Here is a 13,320-nt window from a genome sequence, read left to right on the forward strand (position 1 = left end):
CCCATGAGCAGCACCGGCCGTCGTGCCCGCAGCCCGGGGGCGCGGCGCGAGCCGGATCTGCAGGCGCTGGCGGATCACGGCGCCCTGTTCGCCGCCGCCGCCGGGCTTATCCCGTCCCTCAAGGGGCGGCTGGTGGCTGCCGGTGAGGCTGCGGCGCTGTTGACGGCGACCAAGCAGGCCACGCCAGCCGAGGTGGCGGCCGCGCTGCACGAGTATTGGCGGGTGGCCCATCCGGAGGCGGGCCCCGCCTACTGGCTCACCCGCAGCTGGGGCATGCTCTGCTGGCAATCCATCTATCTGGCCATGGTGGCCGTCTATCGGCTGCGGGCCGTGCCGGCGCTGGAGAGGCTGGGGCAGGGCTATCAGGATGGGCTGGTATCGGGCTTTACTCTGCCGGCCGAGCCCATGATCAAGGGAGATCTGGAGCGCTTGATCAAGACGGCGGGGGAGCGGTTGCAGGCCCATTGGCAGGGACTGTTCGCAGCGCTCGGGCAGGCGCAGCGGCTGCGGCCCGGTTTCGTGCGTCCGCTCTTGGCGGACGATCTGCTGGCGGCGCTGGTGCGGGTGCCCGCGTTCTTTGACGAGATAAGCCCCGCCGAGGTGGCGGCCCATGCGCCGCACTGGCTTGCCGCCTGCGGCCTGCCGTCCGAGCATCTGGCGGGCTGGCAGCCAGCGGCCGGCTTGGTCGGTTATGTGCGCCAGCGCTGCTGCCTGCACTACAAGCGCCGTGATGGTGAGCTGTGTGCCAACTGCCCGCGGCGACAGGGTGCGGCGAGCTGTGAAGAGGGGGCTTGAATAGCGAAGCCCTGCGTGATGACAAGCCGCCCTCAGGCGGCTTTTTACTGCGCTTTTAGGTCGCCTATCTTGATACGAATGCGCTCAAGCAGGCTGTGCCGTCCACAGCTACAGCTGATCCTGGTCGGCACAGCGTCCTTGCTCCTGCAGATTACTGTGCCTTCACGTCGCCCATCTTGCTGCGAATGCGCTCAAACAGGCTCTGCAGACAAGCTTGATCCCGGTCGGCGGCGCGTACGGCGCCGTACATATGACGGCGGACTCCGCCCCCCAGCGGCCTGGCTTCGAGCAAGCCCTGCCGCACAAACTCCTCGCAGGCCCAGCGCGGCAGGGCGGCGACACCCAAGCCGGCGGCGGCCATCTGCAGCATCACGGAGGTGTTGTCCACCGGCTTGCAGCGGGCGGGCTCGATGCCGGCCGGCTGCAAGAAGCGGCTGAACACGTCCATCCGCGCCCGCTCCACCGGGTAGACCAGCAGCACCTCGGGGTGCAGATCCTCAGGCTTGATGGTCTGCTGCCCACAGAGGGGGTGATCCGGCGCCATCACCAGCACCAGCTCGAAGGCGAACAGCGGCTCGAAGTGGAGATCGCCGCGCGCCTGCACATCCGAGGTGAGCAGCAAGTCGAGCTGGCCGCCGAGCAGGGCGCTGATGGCATCAAAGCCCGGCACCGACTCCACCTCCAGATCCACCCCCGGCCATTGGCGGCGAAAATCGGGCAACAGCGGCAGCAGCCACTGGATGCAGCTGTGGCAATCGAGCGCCAGGTGAAGGCGACCGGCCTCGCCGCTGTGCAGGGCCTGCAGCTGTTTCTCGGTCTGCGCCAGTGCCGGCAGCACCTGGCGGGCCAGCCCCAGCAACTGGTTGCCGGCCGCAGTCAGCACCAGGGGGCGGCTCTTGCGCAGATAGAGCTCCAGGTTGAGGCGGGTCTCCAGCTCTTTTAGCTGGTGGGAGAGGGCGGACTGGGTGAGGTTGAGGGTCAGTGCGGCCCCGGCCAGCGAGCCCTGCTCGGCCAGCGCGCTCACCGTTTTCAGGTGCTTGATGTCGATCCCCGGGTTGCTTGACACCGCCATGGTATCCCTCCTTGTTGTGCCTGGGCGGCGGCTTGCTGCCCGCCTTGAGAATTTCTTGAGAGCCAGTTGAAAAGGATTCAATAGCCAACGCCACCTTATCTTGTCATTTTGGATGTGTAAACATCTGGATGGCTAAATCATCCAGTTCACCATCAGATGAATGAGCATAAGGAATGGAACCTATGACCTGCGCACACACCCTGGGCTTTCCCCGTATCGGCGCCAAGCGCGAGCTGAAATTTGCCCTCGAATCCTACTGGCGCGGCGAAACCAGCCAGGCCGAACTCATCGCCACCGGCAAGAGCCTGCGTGAGCGTCACTGGCAGGCCCAGCAACAGGCCGGTGTGACCCTGCTGCCGGTGGGTGACTTCGCCTGGTACGATCAGGTGCTCGGCACCAGCCTGCTGGTGGATGCCATCCCCGCCCGCCACCGCCATGGCGACACCGATCTCGATACTCTGTTCCGGGTCGCCCGTGGTCGTGCGCCGACCGGCCCGGCCGCTGCCGCCGCCGAGATGACCAAGTGGTTCAACACCAACTACCACTACCTGGTGCCCGAGTTCAGCCGCGACCAGCGCTTCAAACTGGGCTGGAGCCAGCTGTTTGACGAAGTGGAAGAGGCCAAGGCGCTGGGGCTACCGGTCAAGGCGGTGCTGCTGGGCCCTGTCTCCTACCTCTGGCTTGGCAAGGAGAAAGAGAGCGGCTTCTCCCGCCTCGAGCTGCTCGATCGCCTGCTTATCGTCTATCAGGAGATCCTGGCGAAACTGGCCGCCCAGGGGGTGGAGTGGGTGCAGCTCGACGAGCCGGCGCTGGCGCTGGACCTGCCGGACGAGTGGCGGCTGGCCTATCTCAACGCTTACGAGCGTCTGGCCGGCCCCTGCAAGCTGCTGCTCACCACCTATTTCGGCTCTGTAGCCCATCAGCGCGACATCATCACCAGCCTGAAGGTGGATGGCCTGCACCTGGATCTGGTGGCGGCCCCCGAGCAGCTGGAGACGCTGGTCCCGCACCTGCCGGCCCAGTGGGTCATCTCGGCAGGGGTCATCAACGGTCGCAACGTCTGGCGTGCCAACCTGGCCAAGCTGGTACCGACTCTAAAATCGCTGAAGGATAAGCTTGGCGAGCGGCTCTGGGTTGGTTCCTCCTGCTCCTTGCTGCACAGCCCGGTGGACTTGACCCTCGAGTTGGAGCTGGATGCCCAGACCCGCAGCTGGTTCGCCTTTGCCCTGCAAAAATGCTACGAGCTGGGGCTGCTGGCTGACCATCTCAACGGCGGGGAGCTGGACAAGATCACTGCCTACAGCCAGCCCATAGTCGATCGGGAGTCCGACAGCCGGGTCCACAAGAAGGCGGTGCAGTCACGGCTCGCCAGCCTGACCAACAGCGATTTCGATCGCCACAGCGCCTACCCGGTGCGGGCCGAGGCCCAGCGCAATGATCTCAAGCTGCCGCTGTTGCCGACCACCACCATCGGCTCCTTCCCGCAGACCTCGGAAATTCGGGTGCTGCGCCAGGATTGGCGGGCCGGTCGCATCGACGACCAGGCCTACGAGGCGGGCATTCAGGCCCAGATCAAGGATGCCATCCTGCGCCAGGAGGCCATCGGGCTGGACGTGCTGGTGCACGGCGAAGCCGAGCGCAACGACATGGTGGAGTATTTCGGTGAGCTGCTGGATGGCTTTGCCATCACCCGCTTCGGCTGGGTACAGAGCTATGGCTCGCGCTGCGTCAAGCCGCCGGTGATCACCCGTGACATCGACCGGCCGACTCCGATGACCCTTGAGTGGACGAAGTTTGCCCAGAGCCTGACCGACAAGCCGGTCAAGGGCATGCTGACTGGCCCGGTGACCATCCTCTGCTGGTCCTTCCCGCGCGAAGACGTGAGCCGCGAGCAGTCCGCCCTGCAGATTGGCCTGGCCATTCGCGACGAGGTGGCAGATCTCGAAGCCGCCGGCATCAAGATCATCCAGATCGACGAGCCGGCGATCCGTGAAGGTCTGCCCCTGCGCAAACAGGATCACCAGGCTTATCTCGACTGGGCGGTGCGGGCCTTCCGTCTGAGCGCAAGCCCGGTGGCGGACAGCACCCAGATCCACACCCACATGTGTTACAGTGACTTCAACCTCATCATCGAGGCGGTGGCGGCGCTGGATGCGGACGTGATCACCATAGAGACCAGCCGCAGCCAGATGCAGCTGCTCGAAGCGTTCGAGCGCTTCAACTACCCCAACGAAATCGGCCCGGGCGTCTACGACATCCACTCGCCGAACGTGCCGAGCCAGAGCTGGATTGAAGGCCTGCTGCGCAAGGCGGCCAAGCAGATCCCGGCCGAGCGGCTGTGGGTCAACCCGGATTGCGGCCTCAAGACCCGCGGCTGGGAAGAGACCGAGGCGGCCCTCAAGGTGATGGTCGATGCCACCAAGGCGCTGCGTGCCGAGCTGGCCTGAAGAGCATCTGCAAACAACAAGAGAGTTCGGGCATAACGAACGAGGGAAGGCGCAAGCCTTCCCTCTTTTTTTGTTGGTTGACGCTCCTCAGAGGGTGACGACAAAGGCGCCGCTGGCAAGCCCCGGGCTTGGGACGGGCGAGGGGGCGCTCGGCAGCTGCTGCGGCTGGGGTTCCCTTGCCAGCGCCTCGGCCAGCCAGTGGTGATCGAGGGGGATGGCATTGCGATCACCGATCACCAGATTGAGGTGCTGGGCGCCGAGGCAGCCGTAGCGGGCGGGATCGGTCTGGGTAAAGAGGCCGAGGCAGGGCACGCCGCTGGCGGCGGCCAGGTGCAGCGGCCCGGTGTCGCCGCTGACGAAGAGGGAGAGGCCACCGGCAAAGCGGGCCAGCTCGCTCAGGCTGGCGAGGGAGACCTGCACGTCCCCGAGTCGGGGCTGGGGATCGGCGGGATCCTCGAGCTGGATCAGCAGGGCGCTGGGGTAGTGGCGGCGCAGATCCCCGAGCAGTCGTTGCCACTGGGGCAGAGAGAGCCCCTTGCCCTTGCGGGCCCCGGTGAAAAAGCCGATGAGCGGCCGCGCCGGGTAGTCATGCCTGAGTGCCACCAGCCGTGGGCTGGCGCTGTGCAGCAAGCTGCCGAGCTCAATCTGATCGGCGAGATGGCCGTACATGCCGAGCAGTTGCAGCGGCTGGTGGGCGTAATGGCAGTGCTGGTTGGGGGTGAGGGGCTGGGGAAACAGGGCATCGCCCTTGGCATCGTCAAAGCCCAGCTTCTCGCGCGCCTTCACCCAGCCGGCGATCAGGTGATCGGTGCTGGAGGCAAAGGGCACGTAGACCCGATCGTAGTGCTGACGGCGCAGCCGCCACAGCACCGACAGGGAGGCCAGCAGCCGTTTGCCCTGCAGCTTGACCGGATGAATGCGTTGCAGTTGCAGATCGGCCAGGAAGGGGAGCAGCTGGCCGCCGCTGCACACCAGCTCTATCTCGGCGTGGGGGTGGGCGCTGCGCACCTTTTGCAAGAAGGGCAGCAAAAACAGGTTGTTGCCGATACGGCAGGTACTGCGAATGACCAGGATCCGCTGGGGAGGCTGGCTGCTTGCCGGCAGTCGGCCTTGACGCGCGAGCCAGGCGAGGGCGGCCCGCTCCAGCCCGGCGGTCCAGCAGCGGCGCTGGCCGTCGAAGCGGCGAAGGGCATCTCTGATGGTGCTCATAAGTAGTGGCTCCGTGCATGAAGATGAACTCAAGATGACACTGCGATTCTTAAGGACGTGTTAAGAGAAGGGGAAAAGGGGGTCGTCAGCAGCTTTTTTGTAAGAATTTGTTGCTGCATCACAGTTTGGTGACGAGCGCGGGGAGCAGAGGGATGGCTGTGTGACTCCCATGAGGCCGCGCGTCACCAAATAAGAGGGGCCTGGCTGCATCTGGCGGTGGTATTGGGCGAGGGGATGCCGTTAAAATTGCGTATTTGAAATAAATGTTATCCGCGCAGGAGCCCCATGCAGTTCAGGGATTTTTTTCCGGTATCCACCAATACCAGTATCAAAGAGAGTTGTTACGGCGCCCTGGGCGCCTTCGTCGGGCTATTGGGTACCGCCCTCTTGTGTCGGTGGGGGCTGGGGCTTGAGGTCCATTGGCTGATCGCCCCCATGGGGGCCTCCGCCGTGCTGTTGTTTGCCGCGCCCGCCAGCCCGCTGGCCCAGCCCTGGTCCATCGTGGTGGGAAACGGGGTCTCGGCGCTGATGGGGGTGCTGAGTGCCAGCCTGGTGACGGATCCGGCGCTGGCTGCCGCCCTTGCCGTGATGCTGGCCATCGCCGCCATGTTTCTCACCCGCAGCCTGCATCCGCCCGGCGGCGCCGTGGCCTTGACCGCAGTCATCGGCGGCGAGGGGATCCGCCAGCTCGGGGTCGGCTATGTGCTGCTGCCTGTGCTGCTCAATTCGCTCTTGTTGCTGCTACTGGCGCTCTGCTACAACCGGCTGCTGGGGCGCCGTTATCCCAACAGCGGTCAGGCCCAGCCCAACCGCCACCAGACCGCCGATCCCCAGCCGAGCGGGCGGGTGGCGACCCGGGCGGCGGACATCGACTTTGCGCTGGAAAAGCACGGCGAGCTGCTCGACATCAGCCGCCAGGATCTGCAGGCGCTGCTGCAGGAGGCCCAGCTGCACGCCCTGCGGGCCAGGGTGGGCACGGTGCGGGTGCAGGACGTGATGTCGCGGGATCTGATCCTGATAGAGGCGCCGCAGCCGGCCATGGCGGCCTGGCAACTGCTCTCCCACCATCAGGTGAAGGCGCTGCCGGTGGTGGACGAGGCCGGCCGGCTGATCGGCATCATCACCCTGCACGACCTGATGATCGACCGGGCGCTGCAACAGCCGCGAGGCGCCGCGGACCTGGCCGAGCTGCGGGTCGCGGATCTGATGACCCGCAACGTGTCGACCGCCCGCCGCTATCAGCCGCTCTACGATCTGGTGGGCGCCTTCTCCGATGGCGGCCTGCACCACATGCCGGTGGTGGATGGCGAGCAGTTGGTGGGGATCCTGACCCAGTCGGACATGGTGGCGGCGCTGTTCAACCTGGCGCTGCATCCGGCGCAAGGTGAAACCGGCGCGCCGGTCAGTCCATAAAAAAGGCCCCTCGCGGGGCCTTTTTGTTGTCAGCGGCTTGGCTCAAGGGGCCGGGTAGATCGTGTTGCCCTGAAACACGGTCTGCTCGACCCGGGTGTCGGCAATCTGCTCTGGGGTGCCGGCCTCGACCAGGGCGAACAGATCCCGGTCGAGCACGATGAAGTCGGCGGATTTGCCTGCCTCGATGGAGCCGGTGATCTCCCCCTGGCGCACCGCCCTGGCACCGTTGATGGTGTAGGCGGCCAGCATCTCGGTCAGCGAGATGCGCTGGCTGGTGCGAAATACATCGTCGCTGCCGGCCGCCCGCACGATGCCGGCGGCCATGTTTTCAAACGGGCGGGGATCCCGGCTGTCGACCGGCGCGTCGCTGCCCGCCACCAGGATGGCACCCGCCTTGCGGCTGCTCTCGACCGGATAGAGGGCCTGCTGCAGATAACCCAGTGGATCGTAGAGTGCCTCGCTCAGGGACTGGCCGGCCCTGGTTGGCTGGATGAAGGGGGTGACCAGCATGTCGTAGGCGAGCTGGGGCGTGGTCCAGGCGTAGGTGAAGGTGAGGTAGAGCCCGAGCTCGCCGAGGCGGCGCTGATCGTCCGGGTGCACCACCTGCAGGTGGGCCAGGGTGTGGGGGATGCCTCGGTCGCCGTTGCTGGCGCGGGCGGCGGCCAGCGCATCGAGCCCGACCCGGGTGCTGCGATCACCGATGCTGTGCATGTGGATGCCAAAACCCGCCCCGTCCAGCGCGGTGACGTAGCGCTTCAGATCCGCCTCCCGGTAGTTGACGATGCCGTTGCTGCCGGCGTCTTCGCTGTCGGCGATGATGGTGACCCGGCCACTGTCCGGATCCAGCGCCAGATGGGGATTCTGGTAGTTCTCCAGCATGCCGGCGTTGGGCAGGAATGGCGGTGCGGTGAAGGGATCCCCCTCCAACACCCCGTCGAGGAAGATCTTGACCGCATCGGCCTTGATCAGCTGGTTGCCGGCAAAGGCGCTTCTGACCTGAGTGGCCTTGGCCAGGTGCCCCTCGATGTCCAGCTTGCCGCTGTAGTCATCTTCGTGGAAGCAGGTGGCGGCGGTGATGCGCATCTGCAGCAGCCCCCGTGCCTGCATGCTGAGCAGGCGCTGGCGGATGAAGTCGGTGGCGCAGGCATCCTGCACGCCGGTGATGCCGCGCGAGGCCATCAGGGTGGCGATGGCCGGCAGGATCTGCTCGTACTGGGCGGCGGCCCGCTCGTCGCTGGCGCTCAGCACCCCGCTGTCCGGCACCGGGATGACGCTGCGGGCCCCCTCCCGGATGACGCCGCTGGTCAAGTCCACATAGGGGATGAACCGCTCGAACACCCCGCCCGGCGCCAATGTGGCGGGGTTGAAGCCCACCTGATTGCCATCCTGATCTTCGGCGCTGGCCAGTGCCTGCGAGTTGTAGGCACTGGCGTGACCGTCCGCCCCGAGCAGCACCACCGGGTTGTCCGGCGCCACGGCATCCAGGGCGGCCAGCAGGGTGGCATGGCTCGCGGTCGGGGTATTGCCGTCATAGGGGGACCACTGATTGACCACCAGCCACTCGCCCGGCTGCCCGGCGTAGCGGGGCAGGCACGCCTTGACCTTGGCGGCCAGCTGATCGAGATCGACGGCCTGACCATCCAGATCGCACATGGGCAGGGCCACGGTGCCGAGCAGGTGGATGTGGTTGTCGTGCAGCCCCGGCAGCACCATGCGTCCCTGCAGATCCACCTGGCGGGTGGCGTTGGTCATGAAGGATTCGGCCCCCTGGCGCGAGCCGACGTAGCGGAACTTGCCATCCTCGACCACCATGGCCTCGGCCAGGCTGCGCTGGCCGTCCTGGGTGTAAATCTTGCCGTTGAAGTAGAGGGTGCTGGTCGGTTCCTGCGAGCGGTTGTCCTGCTGGCAGCCGCCGAGCAGGGTCGTCATCAACAGGGCGACAAGCCCCCGGCGGTGGTTGTGTTGTTTGCCATCCATTGCATGCTCTCCTTGTATGATTGCAGTGATTACTGCAAATATGAGCACAGTTGTTTATTGCAGCTGCGCCGGAAAATGCCAGTGATTGCTGCACTTTTTTTGACTTGTGTTGAGTCTGTCTCATCATGTAGTGATGAGACTCGGTGACCATGGAGGGAGAGACGCAATGGCGGAACACGCATTGCCAGAGGGGCTCTGCATGCGGCGTCAGCCGCGGCAGCAGCGCAGTCAGGAGGTGGCGACCCGCATCGAGCAGGCCACCCTGGCGTTGCTGCGGGAGCAGGGGTTCGCGGCGCTCAACACCAATGCCATTGCCGCTCGTGCCGGGGTGGGCATCAAGTCGCTCTATCACCTCTATCCCAACAAGGAGGCAATCATCTGCCGGCTGGCGATGGACTGGCTGGCGGCGGTGTGCGAAGCGCAGGCAGAGATCCGCCAGCAGGCCGACAACTGGCCGCAGACCCTGGTCATGCTGGATCAGGCGCTGGACGCACTGGATGAGCGCTTCGTCGGCTACGGGGCCCTGTGGCAGGCGATGGATCTCATCCCGGCCCTGCACGGGCTCGAGCAGGAGCACGAGCGTGGCCAGCTGGCGTTCTGGCACGAGCGGCTGCGCCATTTTGGTTGCCGCTGGCCCGAACCCGAGCTCACCAGCCTGATCCGCTACTTCTACCGGACGGCGGATGTAGTCAAGCAGTGCGCCAAGGAGCAGGGACGCCTGGGGGATCCCATCTGGTTGCTGCATCGCCACTGGCTGCAGCAACTGGTGGCAAGCGCCATCGCCGAGCCGGATCCCGCCAGAGTGTGGCAGGCGCAGCCCGCCCTGATGCCTGGCTACGCGGCGGCAGAGGCTGAATAAACCGCACTGGGGTCAAAACAAACTGCGGTCAAAACAAACTGGGGTCAAAACAAGAGGGAGTGCCAGGCACTCCCTCTTTGGGATGAAACGGGAAGAGACGGAGGAGAAGGCTCAGCCGTAGCGGGCCAGGGTGAGCCCTTCGTCGCTGATGGCGGTGTCGCTGCCGCTGATGAGATCGCACAGCAGCTGACCCGAGCCCGCCGCCATGGTCCAGCCCAGGGTGCCATGACCGGTGTTGAGCCAGAGGCCGGGGATGGGGCTTGGGCCCACCAGCGGGGTGCCGTCCGGCGTCATGGGGCGCAGCCCGGTCCAGAAGTCGGCGCGGCTGATGTCGCCCCCCTCGGGGAAGAGATCACCGACCACCATGGCCAGGGTGTCGTGCCGTTTCGGGTTGAGGGCCAGGTTGTAGCCCGACAGCTCCGCCATGCCGCCAACCCGGATCCGCTCATCGAAACGGGTGATGGCCACCTTGTAGGTTTCGTCCAGCACGGTACTGCGCGGCGAGGCCTCGGCGTTGATCATCGGCAGGGTGAGGGAGTAGCCCTTGACCGGGTAGACCGGCAGATCGAGCCCGAGCGGGCGCAGGAACCCGGTGGCATAGCTGCCGAGGGCACAGACGATGGCGTCGGCCTTGAAGCGCTGCTCGCCGGCCCGCACCGCCACGGCGCGTCCCTGCGCCAGCTCGATCTCGTCGATGGCGCAGTTGAACACGAACTTGACCCCCAGTCGCTGCGCTTCCGCGGCCATGGCCTTGGTGAAGCGGAAGCAGTCGCCAGTCTCATCGCCCGGCAGGCGCAGGCCGCCCACTATCTTGCCGCGTACCCGGGCCAGCGCCGGCTCTGCCCCTTCACAGCCAGCGGCATCGAGGGACTGGTAGGGCACGCCGTACTCTTCCAGCACCTCGATGTCGCGTTTGCTGGCATCGAGCTGGGCCTGACTGCGAAACAGCTGCAGGGTGCCGAGCTGGCGCCCTTCATAATCGATGCTCAGCTCGTCGCGCAGCAGCTTCATGCAGTCGCGGCTGTATTCGGCCAGCCGCACCATGCGCCCCTTGTTGACCGCATAGGCCGCCGGGGTGCAGTTGGCAAACATCTTCAGCATCCAGCGCAGCTGGAAGGGATCCGAAGTCGGTCGCACCGTGAAGGGGGCATGCTTTTGCAGCAGCCACTTGGCGGCCTTGAGGGGAATGCCGGGGGCCGCCCAGGGGGCCGCGTAACCGGGGGAGATCTGGCCGGCATTGGCGTGGCTGGTTTCAAGGGCCACCCCGTCACGCCGCTCCAGCAGCGTCACCTTGTGACCCGCCTTGGCCAGATACCAGGCGCTGGTCACGCCGACCACGCCACCACCGAGTACCACTATGTCCATCTTGTCTCTCCTTGACTGGGGCCCTCACCTTAATCAGCCGCCACAGGATATTCAACTGGTGTAGATATAATTGGGATATATATCTATTTACATTTATTTAACTGGTTTTCAATGTTGAAAAGTGTGGACTTGTTGGTATTAGCTGTGGCAGTCAGAGCCGCTCCAGCCGGATCAGGTACTGCTCCGCCGTCCCTAGGATGGCGTGCTGCTGTTCGGCGGCCTGGCCATCCCAGTTGGCATAGGGCAAGGCGAGGCGGGGATTACTGCCAAGTTTGTCCCGATTGCGCCACAAAAAGTGCCAGTAGAGGCTGTTGAAGGGGCAACTCCCGTCGCCGCTGCGGGCTTTGACCTGATAGTGGCACCCCTTGCAGTAGTGGCCCATTCGCTCGAGATAGGCGCCGCTGCTGGCGTAGGGCTTGCTGCCCATCAGGCCGCCATCGGCAAACTGGCTCATGCCGCGGGTGTTGGGCAGCTCCACCCACTCGATGGCATCCACATAGATGCCGAGATACCAGGCATCCACCTCGTCAGGATCGATCCCCGCCAGCAGGGCAAAGTTGCCGGTCACCATCAGCCGCTGGATATGGTGGGCGTAACCATACTCCAGAGACTGGCCAATGGCGTGACGCACGCAGGCCATCTTGGTTTCGCCGCTCCAGAAGAAACCGGGCAGCGGCCGCTTGGCCCCGAGAAAATTGGTGCGCTGATAGTCGGGCATCTTCTCCCAGTAGAGGGCGCGCACGAATTCGCGCCAGCCGAGGATCTGGCGGATAAAACCCTCCACTTGCGCCAACGTGATGGTGCCCTGATTGGCCTGCCAGTGGGCTTCGGCGGCGCGGATCACCTCGAGCGGGTGAAGCATCTTGCTGTTGAGGGAAAATGACAGGCGGCTGTGAAACAGGCTCCAGCCCCGCTCGCTCAGGGCATCCTGATAGCGGCCAAAATGGGGCAGGCAGTGGGCCAGAAAATGGGCCAGCAACTCGCGGCTCTGGCACCGGCTGATGGGCCAGGGCAGTCTGCTGACATCTGCCTCGCCGATGGTGCTGACCCCGTGGCGGGTCAGCATGGCATCGATGTCGCTCACCTCGTTGGCAAAGGTGAGCGGTGTCGGGATGGGCTGGCTCGCCGGCAATTTGGCGCGGTTCTCATCATCAAAGTTCCAGCGCCCGCCAAGGGGTTGGCCGCGCTCATCGAGCAGCACCCTGTATTGCTTGCGCAGGGCGCGGTAGAAGAACTCCATCCGGCTGTGGGGGTAGCGCTGCCAGCCATCGCGGGGGGTGAGAAAATGTTCGCTTTCCACCTCGGTGGCTGGGATGGTCAGGCCTGCCGCCCAGCTTTTCAACTGGCTGGCGAGGCGCCACTCGTCCGGGCTCTGCCAGGCAACGCTGTCGGCCTGATGTGCTTCGAGCTGGGCTGCCAGCAGGCTGGGCAAGTCGGGCCAGCGGGCGCTCTCATCAAGGGTCAGGTAACAGACGCGGTGACCAGCTTTTTTGAGAGCCGCCGCGAAGGCGCGCATGGCGGCAAAGAAGGCCAGCACCTTCTGGCGATGGTGGCGGCAGTAGTCGGTCTCCTGGCGCAGCTCCGCCATCAGATAGCAGACCGCTGGATCCGGTGTGCGAAACCAGCTGTGACCGGCGTTCAGCTGATCGCCGAGCACCAGGCGCAGCTCCATCAGACTTGCTCCCCTTCAGGTTGCTGGCTGCGGTGACGAGCGCGGCGACAGCGCTCGCTGCAGTAGCGCACTTCCTCCCAGCAATTTGCCCACTTGCGCCGCCAGCTGAAGGGACGCTGGCAGACGGGGCAGATCTTCTCGGGCAGATGGGCTTTGCGATGCATGGGACTTCCGATGGTTGGCAACGAGGTGCGTGAACAGGGTCAAGTCAACGGGATAACAGCTTAACGAAGCGGGGCGCGGGTGGGATCACCGTTGCCGGTATCGGGCCGGATGAATGGGTGCTTTGTGAGCAGGCGCACAGCCCGGCGGTGCGCCTCTTGTCTGCCTATTAACCTGCCGTTAACGTGGCGAGGCTGCCCGCTGGCAGCACCCATCAATGGATCTTATTGGCCACCGACTGTTTACAACCGACATGGAGGGGAGTGATGCCAATCGTGACAGCTACGCCCCGGGCAGCCTGCCTGCTCGCCCACTGGTACACCCGGGATCCCATTCTGACCCTCGACTT

Annotated in this window: 10 protein-coding genes; 4 read left to right on the top strand and 6 right to left on the bottom strand. The window is 65.1% G+C overall.

Going from position 1 to position 13,320, the window contains the following annotated elements; all coding sequences use genetic code 11:
* Nucleotides 1-3 precede the first annotated feature (3 nt).
* Complete coding sequence (locus tag E5E97_RS14860) at nt 4-795, top strand: siderophore ferric iron reductase (protein ID WP_171280480.1); 792 nt, start codon at nt 4-6, stop codon at nt 793-795.
* A gap of 151 nt (nt 796-946) precedes the next feature.
* On the opposite strand, the gene E5E97_RS14865 is transcribed toward E5E97_RS14860, so the two are convergent.
* Nucleotides 947-1,867, bottom strand: a complete 921-nt coding sequence (locus E5E97_RS14865) for a LysR substrate-binding domain-containing protein (protein ID WP_171280481.1) — start codon at nt 1,865-1,867, stop codon at nt 947-949.
* A gap of 182 nt (nt 1,868-2,049) precedes the next feature.
* Between E5E97_RS14865 and metE the strand changes: the two genes are divergently transcribed.
* Nucleotides 2,050-4,314 (top strand): 5-methyltetrahydropteroyltriglutamate--homocysteine S-methyltransferase, encoded by a 2,265-nt coding sequence (gene metE / locus E5E97_RS14870; protein ID WP_171280482.1) that lies wholly within the window; start codon nt 2,050-2,052, stop codon nt 4,312-4,314.
* A gap of 87 nt (nt 4,315-4,401) precedes the next feature.
* Here the strand turns inward: metE and E5E97_RS14875 are convergent, their stop codons facing one another.
* On the bottom strand, nt 4,402-5,523 hold the full coding sequence (locus tag E5E97_RS14875; protein ID WP_171280483.1) for a glycosyltransferase family 9 protein: 1,122 nt from the start codon (nt 5,521-5,523) through the stop codon (nt 4,402-4,404).
* Nucleotides 5,524-5,808: 285 nt separating this feature from the next.
* Here E5E97_RS14875 and E5E97_RS14880 point away from each other — a divergent pair, with 285 nt between their 5' ends.
* Nucleotides 5,809-6,936 (top strand): HPP family protein, encoded by a 1,128-nt coding sequence (locus E5E97_RS14880; RefSeq protein ID WP_171280484.1) that lies wholly within the window; start codon nt 5,809-5,811, stop codon nt 6,934-6,936.
* A gap of 42 nt (nt 6,937-6,978) precedes the next feature.
* On the opposite strand, the gene E5E97_RS14885 is transcribed toward E5E97_RS14880, so the two are convergent.
* Nucleotides 6,979-8,913 (bottom strand): amidohydrolase, encoded by a 1,935-nt coding sequence (locus E5E97_RS14885; RefSeq protein ID WP_171280485.1) that lies wholly within the window; start codon nt 8,911-8,913, stop codon nt 6,979-6,981.
* Between the two features lie 166 nt (nt 8,914-9,079).
* Here E5E97_RS14885 and E5E97_RS14890 point away from each other — a divergent pair, with 166 nt between their 5' ends.
* On the top strand, nt 9,080-9,772 hold the full coding sequence (locus E5E97_RS14890; RefSeq protein ID WP_162516669.1) for a TetR/AcrR family transcriptional regulator: 693 nt from the start codon (nt 9,080-9,082) through the stop codon (nt 9,770-9,772).
* Nucleotides 9,773-9,883: 111 nt separating this feature from the next.
* Here E5E97_RS14890 and E5E97_RS14895 read toward each other — a convergent pair whose 3' ends face one another.
* The 3 genes from E5E97_RS14895 to E5E97_RS14905 form a co-directional block, all read right to left on the bottom strand.
* Nucleotides 9,884-11,137, bottom strand: a complete 1,254-nt coding sequence (locus E5E97_RS14895) for a D-amino acid dehydrogenase (protein WP_011705831.1) — start codon at nt 11,135-11,137, stop codon at nt 9,884-9,886.
* 151 nt (nt 11,138-11,288) lie between these two features.
* A complete protein-coding gene (locus E5E97_RS14900) occupies nt 11,289-12,809 on the bottom strand; it encodes a cryptochrome/photolyase family protein (protein ID WP_171280486.1) in 1,521 nt (506 codons plus the stop codon).
* Nucleotides 12,809-12,973: a DUF2256 domain-containing protein gene (locus E5E97_RS14905; RefSeq protein WP_171280487.1), complete on the bottom strand. Its 165-nt coding sequence runs from the start codon at nt 12,971-12,973 to the stop codon at nt 12,809-12,811. Before E5E97_RS14905 ends, E5E97_RS14900 begins: the two co-directional genes overlap by 1 nt.
* Nucleotides 12,974-13,320 lie beyond the last annotated feature (347 nt).

Source organism: Aeromonas sp. 2692-1 (genome assembly GCF_013085505.1).
Lineage (GTDB): Bacteria > Pseudomonadota > Gammaproteobacteria > Enterobacterales > Aeromonadaceae > Aeromonas > Aeromonas hydrophila.